20 protein-coding genes are annotated in these 20937 nt (G+C 70.2%); 6 read left to right on the top strand and 14 right to left on the bottom strand.

The features are described from left to right. Window positions 1-7 precede the first annotated feature (7 nt). Window positions 8-361 (bottom strand): hypothetical protein, encoded by a 354-nt coding sequence (locus OIE47_RS06705; RefSeq protein ID WP_326560628.1) that lies wholly within the window; start codon window positions 359-361, stop codon window positions 8-10. Then, window positions 358-831 carry a hypothetical protein gene (locus tag OIE47_RS06700; protein WP_326560627.1) on the bottom strand — a complete coding sequence of 158 codons (474 nt, stop codon included), beginning with the start codon at window positions 829-831 and terminating at the stop codon, window positions 358-360. Before OIE47_RS06700 ends, OIE47_RS06705 begins: the two co-directional genes overlap by 4 nt. 325 nt (window positions 832-1156) lie before the next feature. Here OIE47_RS06700 and OIE47_RS06695 point away from each other — a divergent pair, with 325 nt between their 5' ends. Both OIE47_RS06695 and OIE47_RS06690 read left to right on the top strand, forming a co-directional pair. Next, complete coding sequence (locus tag OIE47_RS06695; RefSeq protein ID WP_326560626.1) at window positions 1157-1789, top strand: hypothetical protein; 633 nt, start codon at window positions 1157-1159, stop codon at window positions 1787-1789. A 160-nt stretch (window positions 1790-1949) separates the two neighbouring features. Beyond that, entirely contained in the window at window positions 1950-2777 is an 828-nt protein-coding gene (locus OIE47_RS06690) for a helix-turn-helix transcriptional regulator (protein ID WP_326560625.1), read from the top strand. A 19-nt stretch (window positions 2778-2796) separates the two neighbouring features. Here OIE47_RS06690 and OIE47_RS06685 read toward each other — a convergent pair whose 3' ends face one another. Further along, window positions 2797-3168, bottom strand: a complete 372-nt coding sequence (locus tag OIE47_RS06685) for a nuclear transport factor 2 family protein (RefSeq protein WP_326560624.1) — start codon at window positions 3166-3168, stop codon at window positions 2797-2799. A gap of 194 nt (window positions 3169-3362) precedes the next feature. On the opposite strand from OIE47_RS06685, the gene OIE47_RS06680 reads away from it, so the two are divergent. After that, on the top strand, window positions 3363-4106 hold the full coding sequence (locus OIE47_RS06680) for an SDR family oxidoreductase (RefSeq protein ID WP_326560623.1): 744 nt from the start codon (window positions 3363-3365) through the stop codon (window positions 4104-4106). A 25-nt stretch (window positions 4107-4131) separates the two neighbouring features. On the opposite strand, the gene OIE47_RS06675 is transcribed toward OIE47_RS06680, so the two are convergent. Then, complete coding sequence (locus OIE47_RS06675; RefSeq protein ID WP_326560622.1) at window positions 4132-5940, bottom strand: dynamin family protein; 1809 nt, start codon at window positions 5938-5940, stop codon at window positions 4132-4134. Between the two features lie 261 nt (window positions 5941-6201). Between OIE47_RS06675 and OIE47_RS06670 the strand changes: the two genes are divergently transcribed. After that, window positions 6202-6939, top strand: coding sequence for a Crp/Fnr family transcriptional regulator (locus OIE47_RS06670; RefSeq protein ID WP_326560621.1), 738 nt, complete (start codon window positions 6202-6204; stop codon window positions 6937-6939). A gap of 5 nt (window positions 6940-6944) precedes the next feature. Then, complete coding sequence (locus tag OIE47_RS06665) at window positions 6945-7673, top strand: hypothetical protein (RefSeq protein WP_326560620.1); 729 nt, start codon at window positions 6945-6947, stop codon at window positions 7671-7673. A gap of 57 nt (window positions 7674-7730) precedes the next feature. Here the strand turns inward: OIE47_RS06665 and OIE47_RS06660 are convergent, their stop codons facing one another. The 6 genes from OIE47_RS06660 to OIE47_RS06635 form a co-directional block, all read right to left on the bottom strand. Continuing rightward, window positions 7731-8867 carry an ABC transporter permease gene (locus tag OIE47_RS06660; protein ID WP_326560619.1) on the bottom strand — a complete coding sequence of 379 codons (1137 nt, stop codon included), beginning with the start codon at window positions 8865-8867 and terminating at the stop codon, window positions 7731-7733. Further along, on the bottom strand, window positions 8864-9748 hold the full coding sequence (locus tag OIE47_RS06655) for an ABC transporter ATP-binding protein (RefSeq protein ID WP_326560618.1): 885 nt from the start codon (window positions 9746-9748) through the stop codon (window positions 8864-8866). The genes OIE47_RS06660 and OIE47_RS06655 overlap by 4 nt, the downstream gene beginning before the upstream one ends. Before the next feature lie 179 nt (window positions 9749-9927). Then, entirely contained in the window at window positions 9928-10674 is a 747-nt protein-coding gene (locus tag OIE47_RS06650; protein ID WP_326560617.1) for a response regulator transcription factor, read from the bottom strand. Beyond that, complete coding sequence (locus OIE47_RS06645) at window positions 10671-11987, bottom strand: sensor histidine kinase (RefSeq protein WP_326560616.1); 1317 nt, start codon at window positions 11985-11987, stop codon at window positions 10671-10673. Before OIE47_RS06645 ends, OIE47_RS06650 begins: the two co-directional genes overlap by 4 nt. 97 nt (window positions 11988-12084) lie before the next feature. Then, window positions 12085-12522, bottom strand: a complete 438-nt coding sequence (locus OIE47_RS06640) for an SRPBCC family protein (protein WP_326560615.1) — start codon at window positions 12520-12522, stop codon at window positions 12085-12087. 5 nt (window positions 12523-12527) lie between these two features. Next, window positions 12528-13118, bottom strand: coding sequence for a TetR/AcrR family transcriptional regulator (locus OIE47_RS06635; protein WP_326560614.1), 591 nt, complete (start codon window positions 13116-13118; stop codon window positions 12528-12530). A 351-nt stretch (window positions 13119-13469) separates the two neighbouring features. On the opposite strand from OIE47_RS06635, the gene OIE47_RS06630 reads away from it, so the two are divergent. Further along, the gene (locus tag OIE47_RS06630; protein WP_326560613.1) at window positions 13470-15677 is read left to right on the top strand and encodes an MMPL family transporter; all 2208 of its coding nucleotides are present in this window, start codon (window positions 13470-13472) and stop codon (window positions 15675-15677) included. A gap of 65 nt (window positions 15678-15742) precedes the next feature. Here OIE47_RS06630 and OIE47_RS06625 read toward each other — a convergent pair whose 3' ends face one another. The 4 genes from OIE47_RS06625 to OIE47_RS06610 are packed head-to-tail and all read right to left on the bottom strand — an operon-like array spanning window position 15743 to window position 20846. Then, a complete protein-coding gene (locus tag OIE47_RS06625; protein ID WP_326560612.1) occupies window positions 15743-15964 on the bottom strand; it encodes a formate dehydrogenase subunit delta in 222 nt (73 codons plus the stop codon). Window positions 15965-15967: 3 nt separating this feature from the next. Then, window positions 15968-18784 carry a formate dehydrogenase subunit alpha gene (gene fdhF, locus OIE47_RS06620; RefSeq protein WP_326560611.1) on the bottom strand — a complete coding sequence of 939 codons (2817 nt, stop codon included), beginning with the start codon at window positions 18782-18784 and terminating at the stop codon, window positions 15968-15970. Further along, a complete protein-coding gene (locus OIE47_RS06615; protein WP_326560610.1) occupies window positions 18781-20370 on the bottom strand; it encodes a formate dehydrogenase beta subunit in 1590 nt (529 codons plus the stop codon). Before OIE47_RS06615 ends, fdhF begins: the two co-directional genes overlap by 4 nt. Continuing rightward, complete coding sequence (locus OIE47_RS06610; protein WP_326560609.1) at window positions 20367-20846, bottom strand: formate dehydrogenase subunit gamma; 480 nt, start codon at window positions 20844-20846, stop codon at window positions 20367-20369. Before OIE47_RS06610 ends, OIE47_RS06615 begins: the two co-directional genes overlap by 4 nt. Window positions 20847-20937: the final 91 nt, after the last annotated feature.

Genomic DNA, 20937 nt, shown 5'->3' with positions numbered 1-20937 from the left:
GCAGAAGTCAGTCGGTTTGCCTGGGGTGACCAGGACCTGCGTAGATAATCCAGGCCGTCCGACGCTCGTCGTCGATCAGGTACCAGACTCGGCCGCCGCCGGTGACCTCGTACTGCCAGCGTTCGTGCGTCTGGCCCTTCCAGACACCGCTGGCGAGGGACCCCTTGAGGCGGTGGTGTCGTTCCGGGGTGGTCATTGCCCTCGGGTTGGCGCGGATGGCGTCGTGGGCCCGCCGCAGGTTCGCGGGTGCCTGACGGGCCAGGTCCTCCCAGCCGTCGGCGGCCGAGGAGTTCGCGAACCGGAGATCGTATTCCGCGCCGGTGGGTGGTGGAGCCACCCGGTCGCCACGCTTCGGGCTCATTGCTGCTCAGTCGGAGGCTGCACCGGTCCGAAGTCCCCTTCGGGTTCGCGGTGGAGGATTTCCAGCAGCACCGGGTCGCTGTACACCTCGGCGGTGCGCCGCCACTGGGTCAGGAGTACGGCTACCGGAGTCAGGTTGTCCAGGGAGGCGGCCCCCTGCGTCACCGTCACCAACTCGGACAGGAGTTGGTCGACGTCTGGCTCGGGGAGAAAGGTGACCCACGGCAGCGCCTCGACCAGGACTCGGCGCACCGCGTCCAGGGAGCCGGACCGGATCAGGCCCGCCAGCAGGCGTGAGGTGAAGTCGACGACGACGGCGTCGCTCTCCAGTTGGTCCGCCCGGATCAGGGCGAGATCCTCCGCGTCGCGACGACGGAGCCGCAACGCACGCACGACGTTCAGCCGTTCCGCAGCGGCCCCGGGCCGATGGAGGAACTCGCTGAACGGCACCTCTTCATGTGCCGCAACCATGACATCCACACTACCGTGGAAGTCCTGCCCAGCTCGCCTCAAACCCTTGATCAAGAGCGGTGGATGAGCGGCTGGCGGCAGGGCGCCCGGCGGACCGCCGGGCGCCGTGCTTCCGGCGTACGGTGTCAGCGCCCCGGCCCGGCCCGCCTCCCGCGCTGCTTCGCCTCGAAGACCGACCGCCGCTGTCCGGCCGGGAAGGCCGTTGAGGTCCTGATCGAGCATGGTGTCCGTTTCGCTCGCATCGCCGGTTGGCGGGCTAGTGACTCCGGAAATGGTGGTGGTCTATGTTGTGGCCATTCCGGCACTGAACACAGTGGAGGCACTCATGGTCGCGCCGTCTCCGGCTCCGAGCCGCAGCACCCTCCTGCTGATGGTCGTCGGTGCGGTCTGGTTGACGCTGGCCGGGCTCGCGGCGTGGGCCGGTCTGATCGTGCGTGACCCGGACGAGCCGCCCCTGCGGATCGGCCTGGCTGCGGGTCTGCCGGTCGTCCTGGTCGGATCGGCCCTGCTCGTACGCCGGTTCCGGGCCTGGGTCGAGACGCTGGACCTGACCGTACTGATCAACCTCCAGTGCTGGCGGGTGGCCGGCTTTGCCTTCCTCGCCCTGTACGCACAGGATCTGCTGCCGGCCAGTTTCGCCCTCCCGGCCGGGCTCGGGGACATCGTGGTCGGGCTCGCCGCACCCTTCGTCGCGATCTACGTACTGCGCCGGGGCCGGGCCGCCCGGCCGGTTTTCCTCGGCTTCACCTTCTTCGGTATTGCGGACTTTGTCGTCGCGATCGGGATGGGCATCGTGAACGGCATCGGTGCTCGGGAGGCGTTGCCCGACGGCACCCTCGTCACCCCGCCGATGGCCGAATTGCCGCTGAGTCTGATCCCCACGTTCGCGGTGCCGTTCCTGCTCGTACTGCACCTGCTGTCGCTGGTCCGGTTCCGCGCCCACCTCGCCGGGCAGTAGCCGGATCCGGTGCGGCCCAACCCGTAGCCCCGGCGTGCCGGTTCGGGGGTTCCGACCCACGAACCGCGCATTACGGCTTGTTCCGCGTACCGTTCCTGAAAAGGGGGCGGTTGTCCGGCGGCGCCGTGATCCCGCAGGTGGGGCGACTAGGCTGGTGGTCATGCCGGCCACCTCAGCGAACAGGCTCGGGGAGTTCCTCCGGGCACATCGCGCCCGGCTCGAACCCGCCGACGCCGGACTGCACGGCGGTGGGGATCGCCGGGTCGCCGGGCTCCGGCGCGAAGAGGTCGCCGTGCTGGCCGGGGTCAGCGTCGACTACTACGCGCGGCTCGAACAGGGCCGGGAACGCAATCCTTCCGGGCAGGTCCTGGACGCGATCGGGCGGGCGCTCAAGCTCGACGGCGACACCCGAGGGCACCTTTTCCGGCTCGCCGGACTGGGTCCGCGCCCGACACCGGGCAGTTCGCGCGACCTGGTGGACCCGTCGTTGCTCCGGTTGCTGGATTCGTTTCCCACCTCGGCCGCCTACGTGCTGAGTCCGGCGTTCGACGTACTCGCGACCAACGCCATCGCCGCCGCCCTGCTCTCACCCTTCGACGGCATGACCAACATGGTCCGGGTCCTGTTCCAGCATCCTCGGGCCCGAGCCGTGTTCGCCGAATGGCCGATGCTGGCCGAGCGGGTGGTCCATGCCCTGCGACTGAACGCGGGCTACTACCCGGACGACGCGGAGATCCGGGCGCTCGTGGACGAGATGCTGCGTACCTCGCCGGATTTCCGGTCCCTCTGGCAGGACCAGACCGTTGGCGGGCTCACCCGCGCGTTCAAGGTCTTCGTCCACCCCGAGGTCGGCCGGATCGAGTTGACGTACCAGACGTTCGACGTCCGCGACGCCCCCGGCCAGCAGTTGCTCGTCGGTACGCCGGAGCCCGGCACCCGCAGCGCCGACGCCCTCGCCCGCCTGGGCTCCGTGTCCGCCGGAGCCTGACCCCGACCGGGTACGCGACTCAGACCTCGTTGTTCCACATCCGGAACGTGGTGCACTTCCTGCCGGCGTCGAGGGTGACGACCCAGAGGTTGTCGAAGGTGCCGAGTTTGGCGTAGACACCGGTCCCCTTGATGGCGAAGGTGTCGCCGTTGATCACCAGTAGGGACCAGTCGAAGGTCCAGCCGCCCTCCTGCCACGGGGCGCGGGTCTGCCACCCGTCGATAATCTCCTGCCGGCCGATCCACGCCGTCTCGTACGGCCATTCGTACGATTCGGCGTCCTCGGTGAAGAGGGCCTCGACATCGGCGGGATCGCCGGTGGTCCACGCCTTCACATAACCATCAACCCAGCTCTTCACCTGTCGTTCGGTGATGGCCCTGGTCCTTGCCATTGTTGTCGCCTCTCTCCAGGGATCGGGGGTTCGGGTCGGCCAATCATGTGCGGTTCCCGTGATCCGGCGGAAGGGCGCGTCTTCCTGGGTGCCTCACACCCAGGAAGTCATGTCCTTCTTCCGGGGCCGACCAGGGCGGCACGCTTGGTCCCGCGGTGATCCGCCGCGAGCCCAGCCACCTCCGGGAGTACCCCTTGACCAGCCCGACGACCGTCGATCACAAGATCGTTCTCATCACCGGGGCCAGCAGCGGCATCGGTGCGGCGACCGCCCACCGGTTGGCCGCCGACGGCCACCACGTGGTGCTCGGCGCCCGGCGGGTGGACCGCCTGGCGGCCCTCGTCGCCGAACTGCGCGCCGCGGGCGGGCGGGCCGACCACCGGGAACTCGACGTGACCGACCTCGCCAGCGTCCGCGCCTTCGCCGACACCGCCCATGAGCGGTACGGCCGGATCGACGTGCTCGTGAACAACGCGGGCGTGATGCCGCTGTCGACCATCGACTCGCTCCGGATCGACGACTGGAATCAGATGATCGACGTGAACCTGCGCGGCACCCTGCACGGCATCGCGGCCGTGCTGCCGTACATGCGGGGTCGGGGTGCCGGCCACATCGTCAACGTCGCCTCGACGTCGGCGTACCGGGTCGACCCAACGGCTTCCGTCTACTGCGCCACCAAGTTCGCCGTACGGGCGCTCTCGGAAGGTCTGCGTCAGGAGAGCCGCGAACTTCGGGTGACCGTGGTGAGTCCGGGGTTCACCCACTCGGAGCTTGGCGACCACGGCGGCGACCCGGAGGTACGAGCGGCGGTCCGGGCCGCGTCGCAACAGCTCGCCATCCCCGCGTCGGCGGTGGCGGACGCCATCGGGTACGCGATCGCGCAGCCGGACAACGTCGACGTGAACGAACTGGTCGTCCGTCCCACCGCCCAGGGCTGACGGATCGGGGCGGGAACGGCGGGCCTCAGCCCGTACGCCCGATCTTCGGGGGGCCGACGGCCTCCAACCGGTCGCGGAGCGCGTCGCACTCCTCGAGCAACCGGGTGTAGTGCTCCAGCATGGTCTCCAGGTCGACCAGGGCCGCATCACGCCGCCGCTCGGATTCGAGCAGGGCGTCGTTCAGGTCGGCCGCCCGGTCGGCGAGGATCCCCAGCTCGGTGCGGTGGCTGGCCTCCAGCGTCTCGCCCAGGCTGGCGGACAGGTCGCGCTGCTGGTTGTCCAGGTCGCGTTCGGCCGCCCGTCGCGCGGATTCGATCTTCGACAGGCCGAGTTCCCGCAACTGGGCGCCGACCTCCCGCCGACGTCGCAGCTCGTGCCGACGCTCTCCCTCCCGCCGACCCGCGAACCAACCGGAGACCTGCCCCGCCAGACCGCCGACGGCCGCCCCGACCATCGTCCCGACGCCGGGTAGCACGATCGTTCCGGCGATGACCCCCAGGAACGCACCCGTGCTTCCGTACGCGGTGACCCCGCCCCGCCCCGCGCGAACCCGCGCCGGCCGTCCCGCCTCCGGTGGGTGCTCGACCGGCCGCTGTTCGATCTCCGGGTCGGTGCCGGCGGCCGGCTCGGTGAAACCGCCCTCGGTGTACGCGTCCAGACCGTACTGCCGGGCGACGGTGCTCGCGGCGACCAGCAACTCCCGTTCGGCCCCCGCGACGATGTCGGCAGTCTTCGCGGCAACCCATCCGGCGACACCGTCCGGGTCCCGCTGTCCCTGCTCGCCGTAGCTGTCGGTGCGGAAGTCAACGGTCAGCTTGTCGAAGTCCTCGGCGAGGCGTCGCCGGACCGGTCGGGCCGCCCGTTCCAGGTCCAGCGGCAGGCTCGCCAGTTGCCGGCTCTGCTGTTTCTTCCGCGACTCGACCTCGGCACGCAGGTCGGCCAGTTCGTTCCGGAGTCCGGTTGGCGCGTCGTCGACCAGGGCGGTCAGCCGTTCGGCCTCCGGCCGGCGCAGCGCGTCGACCAGTTCCTCCCAGGTGTCGAGCGCGGCCAGGACCTGGACCCGGCAACAGAAGTCGGCGAGCTGGTCCGACAGGCCGGGGACGACAACCAGCTCCTCCGGCGGGATTCCGATCGTGCCGGCGATCCTCCCGGTCAGCTCGCGGATCACCGGTTCGGGGTCGGCCACCAGGTCGAGGAAGGTGACTACCGTGATCACCTCGGGGCAGAAGGCCACCGAGTCGGCCAGGAAGGACAGCTCCTCCGTACCGGGTGGTTCGACCGCCGACGCGACGAAGACGAGGACGTCGGCCTCGGCCAGCTCGGCCCGTACGACCTCGGTGTGCGTGGTGCCGATGCCCGGGGTGTCGACCAGTACCAGCCCCGATTCCAGCCGGGGCAGGGGCAACCCGACCTCCACCTGGCGTACGTCCCGCCGGTGGACCGGGCCGGTCGGCTCGGTGCCGAACTCGGCGAGCCGGTCGAGCGGGATGAGCTCCAGCGGTTGCCACAGCGGGCCTGGATCGCCGGGGCGCCGGTCGAAGTGGGCGACGACCTGCTCCTCGTCGGCCCAGGAGAGACTGACTACTGTGGACGTGGTGACGACGTCCGGCGACACCGGGAACAGTCCCGGCCGGTCGACCAGGGTGTTCAGCAGGGTCGACTTGCCGGACCGGAACCCGCCGCAGACCACCACCCGGTACTGCCCCGAGTCGAGCCGCTCCCAGGCCGTACGGGCCTTCCGGCCCAGGGCGTCGGGCAGTTCGGGCGCGACCATCTCGATGATCCGGGCGAAATGCGTCAGCACGTCCTGCCGTACCCGGAATATTTCCTCCACGACCGCCTCCTCGCCGGCGGCCCGCCCTCGGTGAAGCCACTTCGGACGGTACCGATGGTCAGGAAAGATGTTATGGACGTCGGTACCCGTGCTTCCCATCACAGGATGGGGTTCGTCTCTCCGAGCAGTGCTGGAATTGCGGCCGACGAGCCGCCCGCACTGACGGGAAGGTGGATTTGACAACAGATTCCGGCGCTTAGAGTGACGGCCAGTTGGAGGCAACCACGACGGAGCGGGTCGAGGTCTCGGAGCGTGTCGACAATGGCGGCTGTAGACGGCTCGTCGCGATTTGGAAATGTCCGGTGGGCGCGTGGGACGTTGTTGCACGATCTCCAGCCGGCCGACCGGTCCGCGCTACTCACACTCGGCACCCAACGATCATTCGGCGTCGGTGAGGCACTGATGATCGAGGATGACCGGGGAACCGATGCGTTTGTCCTCTTGGAGGGCTGCGTGAAGGTGGTGGGAAGCGCGGTCGACGGCCGGAGCATCCTGCTGTCGATCCGGATCGGCGGTGATCTCGTCGGCGAGCTGGGTGCGCTGCACAACACGCCCCGGTCGGCCTCGGTGTTCACCGCGACCGCCGTCGTCGCGCGAGCCATCTCGCAACGGACCCTGGCCCGTTTCATGGCCGAGCACCCGGTCGCGGCCCGCGCGATCCACGGCGCCGTGGCCGACAAGTTCCGGAGGGCGACCCGGCACCGGATCGACATCAACGGCGCCTCCGTCCGTAACCGGCTCGCTCTGGTGCTGCACTACCTGGCCGAGACCTACGGCCGACCGCACTCCGACGGAATCCGGATCGAGGTGCCGCTGAGCCAACCCGAGCTGGCCAGCCTGATCGGCGTCTCCGAGCCGAGCCTGCAGAGAGCGGTACGCGAACTGCGCGACCAGGACGTCATCAAGTCCGAGTACCGGCGACAGATCGTGCGCGACCCGGAGGCGCTGCGGAAGTTGGCGACCCAGGGAGGAGGGCCGCCGGACAACGAGAAGGGGTAGCTGCCATGACCGACCTCCCGGAGTTCACCGACCGGCTCTGCCTGGTGGTCGACATCCCGGACCACGGCTCCCGCACGGCACCCGAACAGGTGGACGACCAGTTCCGGCTCCTCCGCATCATCCAGTTCGCCTGCCTGAGAGCCCGCATTCGCCGGATCACCGGTGGCAGCATCCCGGGCGGCGCCCTCCGGGGCGGTGGTGGTGCGCAGGTGGTGGTCCTGCCGCCGGCCGTCGACCCGGTCCGGGTGGTACCCGCGCTGGTGCTCGGCCTGCGCCACGCGCTCTACGAGTCGAACCGGGAGCCGGGAGCCGCCGGTCGAATCCGGCTCCGCGCGGTGCTGGTGGGCGGAAGCATCGGCCGGGGCGCGACCGGATTCCTCGGCCCCGGCGTTGTCCTCGCCACCGACCTGGCCCACACCCCGGTTTTCGAAACCGCCTTCACCCGGCCCGAGGACGAGCAGGTCGACCTGGCCCTCGTCACCAGTGACCCGCTCTACCAGGACGTCCTCCGGCAGAACTACCCCGGACTGCCCGCCGAGGACTTCCGGCCGGTGCCGATAGCGGGACGGGAAACCACCCCACCCGCCTGGTACCACCTTCCCGCCAGCCGCCCGGCCCCCGACCCCCGCGCCGCCCGGGTCTCCTGGCCCACCCTCTCCGACGCCGTGGTCATACCCGGCCTCCTAGACCTCCCCCGACACCCACCACCCCCACCGGACAGAAGACTCCTGTAAAGAAAGAGTGGCCATCCTCGCGAGGATGGCCACTCTTTCTCTACAAGGGGGAAATCGTCAGTTGCCGCGGTTGCGCCAGGCGGCGGCGAGGGTGGTTCGTCCGTTCGTACGCAGGAGCGAGCCCTCGTACAGGCGCGCGGCGAGCAGCAGTACGGCCACCGCCGAGGCGAGCAGGATCAGCAGCGCCACCACCGGCTCCCAACCGGCGGCCTCACCGAGGAACAGTCGTACCGGCATGGCGGTCGGCGCGGAGAACGGCACGTACGACAGCACGGTCATCAGGGTGCTGTTGTCGTTGCCGAAGATCACCGCGAAGAACGGGATCAGCACCAGCATCTGCACCGGCATGGACACCGAACCGATGTCCTCCTGCCGGCTGACCAGCGCGCCGGTGACCGCCCAGATCGCCGCCAGCAGGACGAATCCCACCACGAAGAACGGGATGAACCAGCCGATCGCCGGGGCGACCTGGTCCATGATCGCGCCGCTGTCGGTGGCCGTCATGCCGATCAGCGCCACCGCCGCGATCAGGATGATCTGCCCGATCGCGAGCGCGCTGGCGGCGATCACCTTGCCGGCCAGCAGTGCGCGTACGGGCACGGTGGCGACCAGGATCTCCACGATCCGGGTCTGCTTCTCCTCGGTGACGCTCTGCGCGATCTGGATCCCGAAGGTGATCGAGGTGAAGAAGAAGACCATGCCGAAGATCAGCGGCACCAGGACCCCCACCACCGGGTCCACCGCGGCCGGGTCGAGCAGTTCCACCGGGGGAGCGGTGCTCAACGCGCCCACCACGTCGGTCGGCGCCTCGTCGAGGGCCAGCACCCGTACGCCGTTCGGGCCGGCGACCACGGCGGCGTCCACGTCCTCGGAGAGGACCAGGTCCCGGGCCGCCTGCTCGTCGGCGACGGTCCGTACGTCCAGCCCGGCCCGGTCGAGCACCTCGGCGGCCCCGGAGCCGACCACGGCGACGCTGTCCGGACCACCGGCAAGCATGGCCGGCAGTACGGTCGAGCCGACCGTGAGCAGCAGGAAGAAGACCGTGCTGAACAGGAACGCCTTGTCCCGCAGCTTGGTCCCGATCTCGCGCCCGCTGACCAGGCCGACCGCCTGCCAGAACGAGGTGGCGGGCCGGGTCGGGGCGGGTGCGGAGGTGGGGGTGTCGGTCGGCTGGGTCTGACTGGTGAGCGTCATCGTGCGATCTCCCGGAAGATTTCGGCGAGCGACGGAACGATCGGACGGAAGGCGCGCACGGGTTCCCGTTCCAGGACCCGGCGCAGCACCTCCTGGTCGTCGCTGGGCGAGTGGATGTCGATGACCGCCCGAGCACCGTCCAGGTCGACCACGGTGACGCCGGGCAGGTCCCGTACCCAGCCGGCGTCGGTGTCGACGACCAGTTCGTACCGCGGCGAGGCGTGCTTGCGGCGCAGGTCGGCGCGGCTGCCGGCGGCCCGGATGGCCCCGTCGGCGATGATCACCAGGTCGTCGCAGAGGCGTTCCACGACGTCGAGCTGGTGGCTGGAGAAGAGGACCGGTACGCCGCGCGCGGCGCGTTCCCGCAGCACCCGGACGATGACGTCGACGGCCATCGGGTCGAGCCCGGAGAACGGCTCGTCGAGCACCAGGGCCACCGGATCGTGCACGAGCGCCGCCGCGATCTGCGCGCGTTGCTGGTTGCCCAGCGACAGGGTGTCGACCGCGTCGCCGGCCCGCTCGGTCAGCCCGATCTGTTCCAGCAGGTCGTCGCTGCTGCGCTTGGCCGCCGGTGCGGTCATCCCGTGCAGCCGGCCCAGGTAGACGAGCTGCTCGCGTACCTTCATCTTCGGGTACAGACCACGTTCCTCGGGCATGTACCCGAAGCCCTGCCGCAGGTCGCGGGTGAGCGGGGCGCCGTCCCAGGTGACCTCGCCGGAGTCGGCCGCGAGCACCCCCAGGATGATGCGCATCGCCGTGGTCTTGCCGGCGCCGTTGGCGCCGACGAAGCCGGTCATCCGGCCGGCACCGATGCCGAACGAGATGTCGTGCAGCACCCGGCGATCACCGAACGTCCGGTTTACGGACGCGACGCGGAGCATGCGGTCTCCTCTGCTTGATCGTGATCCCCGCCCGGTTCGGTGCGGGTGACCTGTGAACGAGCCTAGGGGGAGGCGCCCGCGTTGGCGTCCGGCGCCGGACGGAGCCGGCGGGGTCCGTCGCGCGACGGACCCCGGTGCCACGGCGGGGTCCGCCGTCCGACGCGAGGTGGAGGCGGCGGTCAGCCCTCGGCCGTACGGGGGGTCACCACGCCGTGTTCGTACGCGAAGACCACCGCCTGCGTACGGTCGCGCAGGTGCAGTTTCATCAGCACCCGCGACACGTGGGTCTTCACGGTCGCCTCGCCGAGGAGCAACTGGGCCGCGATCTCGGCGTTCGAGGCGCCACCGGCCAGCAGGACGAGCACCTCGTGCTCCCGCTCGGTCAGCCCGGACAGCGCCCCGGCCTCCCGCGTGGACCGCTGCGCGGGCGGAATGGACTGTGCGCCCGCGCCCGGATCAATGGTCGGCGTGGAACCGGGTGCGGTGAAGGTGGCGATGACCCGCTTGGTGAGCTGCGGGGCGAGCAGGGCGTCACCTCGGGCGACCACCCGTACCGCCTCGACCAGGTCCTCCGGGGAGCCGTTCTTCAGCAGGAAGCCGCTGGCGCCGGCCTGGAGGGCGGCGAACAGGTAGTCGTCGCGGTCGAACGTGGTCAGGATCAGCACGGCAGCGCCGCCGGTGGCCGAGGCGGCGACGATCCGCCGGGTGGCCTCCAGCCCGTCCATCACCGGCATCTCGACGTCCATCAGCACCACGTCGGGGCGGTGCCGGGCGGCCAGGTCGACCGCTTCGGCGCCGTCGGCGGCCTCGTCCACCACCTCGATGTCGTCCTCGATCTCGAGGATGACCCGGAAGCCGGCGCGGAGCATCCGTTGGTCGTCGACCAGCAGTACCCGGATCGGCGCGGGCGCGCCTGCCTCGCTCATCCGGCGTCCACGGTCTCGGCCGACCGGACGTCGTCGTGCAGCGGAAGTCTGGCGCGTACCCGGAATCCGCCGCCGTCGCGGGCACCGACCTCCAGTACGCCGCCGTGCGCCGCGACCCGCTCCCGCATTCCGATCAGGCCGAGTCCGCTGCCCGACGGCGGCCGTACGGCGTGCTCCGGTGGGGTGCGACCGTCGTCGGCCACGTCCACTTCGATCTCCTGTCGCAGGTAGCGGATCCGTACGTCGATCAGGTTGGCGCGGGCGTGCTTGATGGTGTTGGTCAGCGCTTCCTGCATGATCCGGTAGACCGCCAGGGAGACCGAGTCGGTCAGCGGCACCGGTTCGCCGAACGTACGGAAGTCGACCGTCAGCCCGGCCTCCCGGGCCCCGCTCAGCAGGGTCTCCACCTGGTCCAGCCGGTGTCCGGTCGGCTGTTCGGTGAGTGGGTCGGTGGAGGCGTCGGCCTGCCGGAGCACGCCGAGCAGGCGGCGCAACTCGTCGATGGCGGTCCGGGCGGTCTGCTCGACGGCGGCGAGCGCGGTCTTCGCCTTCGGTGGGTTCTGGTCCATCACCCGACGTGCGGCGGCGGCCTGTACGCCCATCACGGCGACGTGGTGGGCGACGACGTCGTGCAGTTCGCGGGCGATCCGTACGCGTTCCTGGATCACCGCGCGTTCGGCGAGTACGGCCTGGGACCGGCGCAGCGCCTCGGTCTGCACCTGCACCTCGTGCTGCCGCCGCGCGGACAGCCACGCGGTGTTCCCGAACAGGTACGCGAAGACGAAGTACGTCAGGTTGAACAGAACCGAGGTGAGCAGTACGGCGAACAGGGGCGGCAGCGGGCCGGCGGCACCGCTGAACGCGTCCGCCGGGATGTCCGGCATCGCGAGCACGGCGCTGAGGGCGAGCCAGCAGAACATGGCCACGATCACCGCGATCCGGATCACGTCGGCCCGCCGCCGGTCCCGGCCCCAGGCGCCGAGCGTGTAGATGGCGACGAACAGGGTGACGGACGAGACCAGGGTGTCGACGTGGGCCCTTGCCTGGGCGCCGATGAACACGGCGGCGGTGAGCAGGGTGGTCACCTCCGGCCAGCGCCGCCGCCAGGCCATCGGGGCGGTGATCCCCACGATCCAGGCGAGCTGCTCGGGCCACGAGGGTGGGTGGCCGAGCGCGAACGTGCCGGAGCTGTTGAGCAGCAGCACGCTGAGCAGCCCGCCACCCACCAGCAGCGCCCCGATCTGCCAGTCGTGCCGGCGCTGCGCGGGGGTCGGCCCGGGGCGCTCCCAGTGCTGCGCCTCCTGTGTGGTCATGGTGGCGAAGCCTAGTCGGGAGCCGCCTCGGCACGTGCCCGCGCCGAAGACCGTCCGTTCCGGTGACCGTCCGTGACGGTGGATCCGGGCGGGCGGGTCAGCGGATCGACTCGGCGGTGGCCTTGAGCGCGGCCAGCCAGGCGGTGAGGGAGGCGGTCAGGGCGGCCCGGAGACCGTCCGGGTCGGCCAGCACCGGTTCACCGGCCCACGACTCCGCCGCGTGTATGGCCACCCCGTCGTTGTTCTGCTCGAACGTCCAGACGTGCACCCCGTCGATGCCGCGCGCCGGTCCGCCCCAGGCGATCCGGCGCAGCGGTTCGAGTTCCCCGATGGTGGACGTGACGGCCAGCCCGGCGGTTTCCCACTCGAACGAACCGCCGACCGCCAGCGGTCCGGTGAGCCGGGCCCGGGTGATCTCCGGGTGCCACACGGTCCACTCGTCGACGTTCGTGTGCAGCTCCCAGATGGTTTCCAGGGGAGCGTCGACGATGGTGGCCAGTTCGACGATCACCGGCGCGGTCCGGTCGATGTCCATGGCGGTCAGGCCGTTCGGGGGCGGCGCAGGCCGAGGATCCGGCGGCCGACGTCGAGCAGGATCTCCCGCAGTTCGTCGTCGTCCAGGTCGCGTACCTCGGACTTCGCGGCGGCGGCGGCGATGCCGAACAGGGCCACCTGGGCGCTGATCCCGGCGCCTACCGTGCCGTGGAGGTGGCCGGCGAGCAGGTCGCAGGGCTGTTCGAGCAGGATCGAGGCGTTCTCCTGGTCCTTGAGCAACGGCTTGACGCCGGGATCGACCTGGAGCAGGGCGATCAGGGAACGGTGCCGGATCGCCAGGTCAACCCAGCCGACCAGCATCCGTTCCGCTCGGGCGGTGGGGGTGCGCTGGGCCGAGGCGTCGGCGATCACGGCGGCCATGTCCTCGACGGCCGGCCGGATGACCGAGGCGAGGATCTCGTCCCTGGTCTTGAAGTGGTGGTAGACCGCCGCCTTCGTGATGCCCAACTGGTCGGCGATCATCTGCAACGAGGTGCCGGCGAAACCCCGGTGGCAGAACAGCGCCAGCGCGGTGTCGAGCAGCCGGGCCCGGGTGCCCTCGGCGGCGACTGTCTCGCGGGTGGGGCTCGCGGTCATATCTCCTCCTCGGCGTCGGCAGTGGCGGGCTGCGGACAGGGCCAAGCCTAACCTGCCGTCCAGCAGGCTCACAGCTTGCCGACCAGCAAGGAAACGGCTGGTCGGCCGGAGAGTCCTTACCTTGCCGCTCGGCTGGACGATAGCTTGCCGATCGGCAAGGCGCTACCTAGTCGATCGTTAGGTGTGTCACTTGCCGATCGGCTAGTGCTCGCCTTGCCGATCGGCTAGCTTCAGGGCGTACCGGCAACACCGTATCGGCGCCTTCACCTGGCGTTTATCGATCATGTTCAAACGCCTTGACGTCGTGACGGCGCAAGGATGACGTCCCCTATCTGTCCTGGAGCGGATCTCGTGGCAACGTTTCTCTACCGGATAGGCCGGTTCTCGTACCGTCGCCGATGGCTGGTGACCGGAGTCTGGGTGCTTCTGCTCGCACTGGTCGGCCTGGGAGCGGCCACCATCTCGGGCAGCATGTCCAACTCGTTCAGCGTCCCCGGCACCGAGGCCCAGCGGGCCATCGACCATCTCGCCGACCGGTTCCCGCAGGCGAACGCCAGCGGCGCCACCGCCCGGGTGGTGTTCGAGGCACCGGAGGGGCAGAAACTCACCGACCCCGCGAACCGTACGGCCGTCGGCGACGTCGTCGAGGCGCTGACCGGCGCACCGAAGGTCGCCAGCGTGGTCGACCCGTACCAGGCCAACGCGATCTCACCCGACGGCCGGTACGGGATCGCCCAGGCCCGGTACTCCGTACAGGGACCGGCGCTTGCCACCTCGGACCGTGACGCCCTGTTGGAGACCGCCGACGTCGGCCGCGCGGCCGGGCTGACCGTGGAGATCGGCGGCGACGCCCTCCAGTCGTCACCGGAGACCGGGATCACCGAGGTCATCGGCATCGTGATCGCCGCGGTCGTGCTGGCACTCACCTTCGGCTCGCTGCTCGCCGCCGGCCTGCCGCTGCTCACCGCGCTCGTCGGCGTCCTGGTCGGCCTGGCCGGGATCAGCGCCGCCTCCGGGTTCGTCGACATCAACTCCAACAGCACCATCCTCGCCCTGATGCTCGGCATCGCCGTCGGCATCGACTACGCCCTGTTCATCGTCTCCCGGTTCCGGCACGAGGTCGCGGTCCGCAAGGATCCCCTCGAAGCCGCCGGCCGGGCCGTCGGCACCGCCGGATCCGCGGTCGCCTTCGCCGGGCTCACCGTGATCATCGCCCTGGCCGGGCTCTCCGTGGTCGGCATCCCGGTGCTGCGGTCGATGGGTCTGGCCGCGGCGGCCACCGTCGCGATCGCCGTGCTGGTCGCGCTGACCCTGCTCCCCGCCCTGCTCGGCTTCGCCGGGAAGCGGATCACCGGTGGCCGGCGTGCCCGTGACCTCGAGTCCGACCGGGGCACGGCACCGATGGGCGAGCGGTGGGCCCGGTTCGTCACCCGCCGCCGGGTGCCGGTGCTGGTCGCGGCCGTCATCGGGCTCGGCGTGATCGCGGTACCCGCCGCCGACCTGCGCCTGGGCTTCCCCGACGACGGTACGGCGCCCGCCGAGACCACCCAGCACAAGGCGTACGAGATGCTCAGCGTCGGGTTCGGGCCGGGCTTCAACGGTCCGCTCACCATCGTGGTGGACGGCGAGGGCGGTGACGTCGGCGCGGCGGCCACCGAGGCGACCAGCACCATCAAGGGGCTGCCCAACGTCGTCTCGATCAGCCCGCCGGTGCTCAGTCCGGACGGCGGCACCGCCCTGCTCACCGTCGTACCGGCGACCGGACCGAACGACCCGGCCACCACCGACCTGGTCACCGACATCCGCGACCGGCAGTCCGACCTGCGTACGTCGACCGGGGCCGAGGTCTCCGTCACCGGCTCGACGGCGGTCAACATCGACGCCTCCGACCGGGTCAACGACGCGTTCCTGCCCTACCTGGGGCTCGTCGTCGGGCTGGCGTTCCTCATCCTGCTGCTGATGTTCCGGTCGATCCTGGTGCCGCTGAAGGCGACGCTCGGTTTCCTGCTCAGCGTCGGTGCGACCTTCGGTGCCATGGTCGCGGTCTTCCAGTGGGGGTGGCTCGGCTCGGTCTTCGGGGTCGAGGAGGCGTCACCGATCGCCCCCATCGTGCCGGTGCTGCTGATCGGCATCCTGTTCGGACTCGCCATGGACTACCAGGTCTTCCTGGTCACCCGGATGCGCGAGGACTACGTACACGGCCGGACCGCGCAGGAGGCGGTCGTCACCGGGTTCCGCCACGGGGCCAGGGTGGTGACCGCCGCCGCGATCATCATGATCAGCGTCTTCGGCGGCTTCATCTTCGGCGACCAGGTGCTGATCCAGTCGATCGGGTTCGCCCTGGCCTTCGGGGTGCTGGTGGACGCGTTCGTCGTACGGATGACGATCGTGCCGGCGGTGATGTCGCTGCTCGACCGGTCCGCCTGGTGGCTGCCCCGCTGGCTGGCCCGGATCCTGCCCGAGGTCGACGTCGAGGGCGAGAAGCTGAGCCGTGACCTGCCCCCGACCGCCGGGGACGGCGACCCGGTCGGCGAGCCGGAACTCGCCGGTGCCCGGTAACCACCGGGCAGACATGGAACAGGCGCTCGGCTCTCGTAGGAGAGCCGAGCGCCTGCGCGCCGGTGCTACCTCGCGGCCAGCAGGCGGGCCGCCGCGAGGGCCAGCGGATCCAACTCGTCCGGCTCGGACCCGACCCGACGATCCAACTCGGCCCGCATCCGCGGATCCCAGAACAACCGGATGTGCTCGGCGATCTCCTTCGCCGCCACCTCCGGCGGTACGTGGTGGAAGTGCGCCGCGATCTCGTTGGCGAGCCGGACCGACGGGGAGACGCCCTGGTGTGACATGGGTCAGTCCGCCAGCGCCGGCAGGAGCACCTCGTCCTGCGCGGCCTGTGCCGGCGGCCGGGAGTGCTTCAACCCGACCTGGACCGCGGTGACCTTGTACTCCGGGCAGTTGGTCGCCCAGTCGGAGTTCTCCGTGGTGACCACGTTCGCCCCGGTGACCGGGTGGTGGAAGGTGGTGTAGACGACGCCGACCGGCATCCGGTCGGAGAGGACGGCGCGCAGCGAGGTGGCACCGACCCGGCTGGCCAGGGTCACCTCGTCACCGTCGTTGATGCCGCGTACCTCGGCGTCGTGCGGGTGCAGTTCGAGTACGTCCTCGCGGTGCCACGCCACGTTCGCCGTACGCCGGGTCTGCGCCCCGACGTTGTACTGGCTGAGGATCCGGCCGGTGGTCAGGATCAGCGGGTACTTGCGGGTGCTGCGTTCCTTCGTCGGCACGAACGGGGTCGGTACGAACCGGCCCTTGCCGCGTACGAAACCGTCCACGTGCATCGTCGGCGTCCCCTCGGGGGCGTTCTCGTTGCACGGCCACTGCACGCTGCCGAGCTTGTCCAGCACCTCGAACGAGACACCGGCGAAGGTCGGGGTGAGCGCGGCGATCTCGTCCATGATCTCGCGCGGGTGGCTGTAGTTCATCGGGTAGCCCATCGCCTCCGCGATCTCGCAGACGATCTGCCACTCGTGCTTGCCGGTCTTCGGCGCCATCACCGGGCGTACCCGGTTGATTCGGCGCTCGGCGTTGGTGAACGTGCCGTCCTTCTCCAGGAACGACGTGCCGGGCAGGAACACGTGCGCGAACTTGGCCGTCTCGTTGAGGAAGAGGTCCTGCACCACCACCAGTTCCATCGCGCCGAGCGCGGCGAAGACGTGCTTGGTGTTCGGGTCGGACTGGGCGATGTCCTCGCCCTGTACGAAGATCGCCCGGAAGGTGCCGTCCACGGCGGCGTCGAACATGTTCGGGATCCGCAGCCCCGGCTCCGACATCAGCGGCCGACCCCACATGTTCTCGAACACCGTCCGTACGGCGTCGTCCGAGACGTGCCGGTAACCGGGCAGCTCGTGCGGGAACGAACCCATGTCGCAGGAGCCCTGCACGTTGTTCTGCCCGCGCAGCGGGTTCACCCCGACGCCCTCCCGGCCGATGTTGCCGGTCACCATGGCCAGGTTCGCCATCCCCATCACCATGGTCGAGCCCTGGCTGTGCTCGGTGACGCCGAGACCGTAGTAGATCGCGGCGTTGCCGCCGGTGGCGTACAGCCTCGCCGCGGACCGCAGGTCCTCGGCCGGTACGCCGGTGATCTCCTCGACCGCCTCCGGGCTGTTCTCCGGCCGGGAGATGAACTCGGCCCACCCGTCGAAGTCCTCGCACCGCTCGTCGACGAACGACCGGTCGTAGAGCCCCTCGGTCAGCACCACGTGGGCCAGGGCGTTGACCACGGCGACGTTGGTGCCGGGGGCGAGCTGCAGGTGGTGGGCCGCCTCGATGTGCGGCGACCGGACCAGGTCGATCCGGCGCGGGTCGATGACCACGAGCTTCGCGCCCTCGCGCAGCCGGCGCTTCATCCGGGAGGCGAAGACCGGGTGCCCGTCGGTCGGGTTCGCCCCGATCACCAGGATCACGTCGGCCTTGGCGACCGAGCGGAAGTCCTGGGTGCCGGCGGAGGTGCCGAAGGTCTGCTTGAGGCCGTACCCGGTGGGGGAGTGGCAGACCCGGGCGCAGGTGTCGACGTTGTTGTTGCCGAACGCCGCCCGGATCATCTTCTGCACCACGTACACCTCCTCGTTCGTCGTACGCGAGGAGGTGATGCCGCCGATCGCGCCGACGCCGTGCCGGGTCTGGATGTCGAGCATCCTGGTCGCCACGTAGTTGATAGCGGTGTCCCAGTCGACCTTCTGCCACTCGTCGGTGATCTTGTCCCGGAGCATCGGGGACATCTGCCGGTCGGGGTGGGTGGCGTAGCCGAACGCGAACCGCCCCTTGACGCAGGAGTGCCCCTCGTTGGCCCCGCCGTCCTTGTACGGCACCATCCGGACCAGTTCGTCGCCGCGCAGCTCGGCCTTGAACGAGCACCCGACCCCGCAGTAGGCGCAGGTGGTGACGACGCTCCGGCTCGGCATGCCGAGCTGGATCACCGACTTCTCCTGCAGGGTCGCCGTCGGGCAGGCCTGTACGCAGGCACCGCAGGAGACGCACTCGGAGTCCATGAACAGCTCGCCCGCACCGGCGCTGACCTTGGACCCGAAACCGCGCCCCTCGATGGTCAGGGCGAACGTGCCCTGCACCTCACCGCAGGCCCGTACGCACCGCGAGCAGGCGATGCACTTGGACGACTCGAAGTCGAAGTACGGGTTGCTGGTGTCGGTGGGCGCGTCGAGGTGGTTGGCGCCCTCGTAGCCGTACCTGACCTGGCGCAGGCCGACCGCACCGGACATGTCCTGCAACTCGCAGTCGCCGTTCGCGGAGCAGGTCAGACAGTCCAGCGGGTGGTCGGAGATGTACAGCTCCATCACGCCCTGGCGGAGCTTCTCCAGCTTCGGGGTCTGGGTGCGTACCTTCATGCCGGGGGCGACCGGGGTGGTGCACGAGGCGGGGCTGCCGCGCCGGCCGTCGATCTCCACCAGGCAGAGCCGGCAGGAGCCGAACGCCTCCAGGCTGTCGGTGGCGCAGAGCTTCGGGATGTCGATGCCGGTCAGCGCCGCCGCCCGCATCACCGACGTGCCCTCGGCCACCGTCACCGGTAGGCCGTCGACCTCGATCGACACCGTCGCGGGTCCGGCCTTCGCCGGGGTGCCGAGGTCGGGTTCCTTCAACAGGCTCATGGCTTGGCCTCCTCGTAGCGGGCGGTGAAGTCGTCGGGGAAGTGCAGCAACGCGCTGCGTACGGGGTTCGGCGTCAGCCCACCCATGGCGCACAGTGATCCCTCGGTCATCAGCTCGCAGAGATCACCCAGCAGGGCCAGGTTCCCGTCCGGGTCCTCACCCGCGACGATGCGGTCGATGACCTCGACCCCGCGTACGGCACCGACCCGGCAGGGGGTGCACTTGCCGCAGGACTCCTCGGCGCAGAACTCCATCGCGAACCGGGCCATCGAGGCCATGTCCACGGTGTCGTCGAAGACCACGATGCCGCCGTGGCCGAGCATAGCGTCGGCGGCGGCGAACGCCTCGTAGTCCATCGGGAGGTCGAGGTTGGCGGCGGGCAGGTACTGCCCGAGGGGGCCGCCGACCTGCACCGCCCGCAGCGGACGGCCGGTACGGGTGCCGCCGCCGTAGGTGTAGATCAGGTCGTGCAGGGTGATGCCGAACGCGGTCTCGAACACCCCGCCCCGGGCGATGTTGCCGGCGAGTTGGAACACCTGGGTGCCGCGCGAGCGCTCGACCCCGAGGTCCCGGTACGCCGCCGCCCCGTTCGCCAGGATCGCCGGCACCGACCCCAGCGTGAGTACGTTGTTCACCACGGTCGGCTTGCCGAACAGGCCGGTGATCGCCGGGATCGGGGGCTTGGCCCGGACCATCCCGCGCTTGCCCTCCAGGCTCTCCAGCATGGCGGTTTCCTCGCCGCAGATGTACGCACCGGCGCCGACCCGGACGAACAGGTCGAACGTCAGTTCCGAGCCGAGGACGTGCTCGCCCAGCCAGCCTTCGGCGCGGGCGATGTCGATCGCCTGGCGCAGCGTACGGACCGCGTCGGGGTATTCGGAGCGGACGTAGAGGTAGCCCTCGCTCGCGCCGACCGCGTGCGCGGCGATGGTCATGCCCTCGATCAGGGTGAACGGGTCACCCTCCATCAGCATCCGGTCGGCGAAGGTGCCGCTGTCGCCCTCGTCGGCGTTGCAGCAGACGAACTTGAGTGGACCGGGGGTGTCGAGCACGGTCTTCCACTTGATGCCGGCCGGGAAGCCGGCGCCGCCCCGTCCGCGCAGCCCGGATTCGGTGACCTCGGCGACCACCTCGGCCGGGGTGAGGTCCAGGGCCCGGCGCAGCCCGGCCAGGCCGCCGTGGGCGACGTAGTCCTGTGGGGAGAGCGGGTCGGTGACTCCGACCCGGGCGAAGCAGAGCCGGGTCTGGTCGCGCAGCCAGGGCAGTTCCTCGACCACACCTTGGTGGAGTTCGTGGTCGGCGCCGTCGAGCAGGCCGGCGGCGACCAGTTCGCCGACTGCGTCCGGGTCGACCGGGCCGTACCCGATCCTGCCCCGTTCGGTCTCCACCTCGACCAGGGGTTCCAGCCAGAGCATCCCGCGCGATCCGTTGCGTACGACCTCGACCTGGCGCCCGGCGAGGGCGGCCTCGCGTTGGATGGCGGCGGCCACCTGGTCGGCGCCGACGGAGAGGGCGGCCGAGTCGCGGGGGACGTAGACGGTGACCGGTGTTGTCATGGTTTCCCCGTTTCCGTGGGTGGTGGTCATGAGTTCACCGTTTCCGTGACCAGGAGGGCGTCGAGTCGTCGCGGGTCGAGCCGACCGACGACGCGCCCGTTGATCTGGGCGGCCGGACCGAGTGCGCAGTTGCCCAGGCAGAAGACCTGCTCCAGGGTGACCGAGCCGTCCGGCGTGGTCTGCCCGACCTTGATGCCGAGCACCTGTTCGGCGTGCGCGACCACCTTCTCGGCGCCGACCGACTGGCACGCCTCGGCCCGGCAGAGCTTGACCGTGGTGCGGCCGGCGGGTTCGGAGCGGAAGTCGGTGTAGAAGGTGATGACGCCGTGCACGTCGGCGCGGGAGAGGTTCAGCTCGGCGGCCAGGACCGGCACCACCTCCTGGTCGATCCACCCGAACTCGGCCTGGATCCGGTGCAGGATCGGCAACAGTGCCCCTCGATCCCCTCGGTGTGCCGCGACCAGCGCACGCACCCGATCCTTCACCGAGGTATCAGGACTGTCCACTGCCATCCCACCTCCACATCGCCGACGGTCACCGTGTTTACAATACTGTAGCCTGAATATCGTATGCAATACTGGCCCGTTCGGCTCGCCG

The sequence above is a fragment of the Micromonospora sp. NBC_01796 genome, from assembly GCF_035917455.1.
Lineage (GTDB): Bacteria > Actinomycetota > Actinomycetes > Mycobacteriales > Micromonosporaceae > Micromonospora_G.
This window is presented reverse-complemented; position numbering and strand designations above follow the sequence as displayed.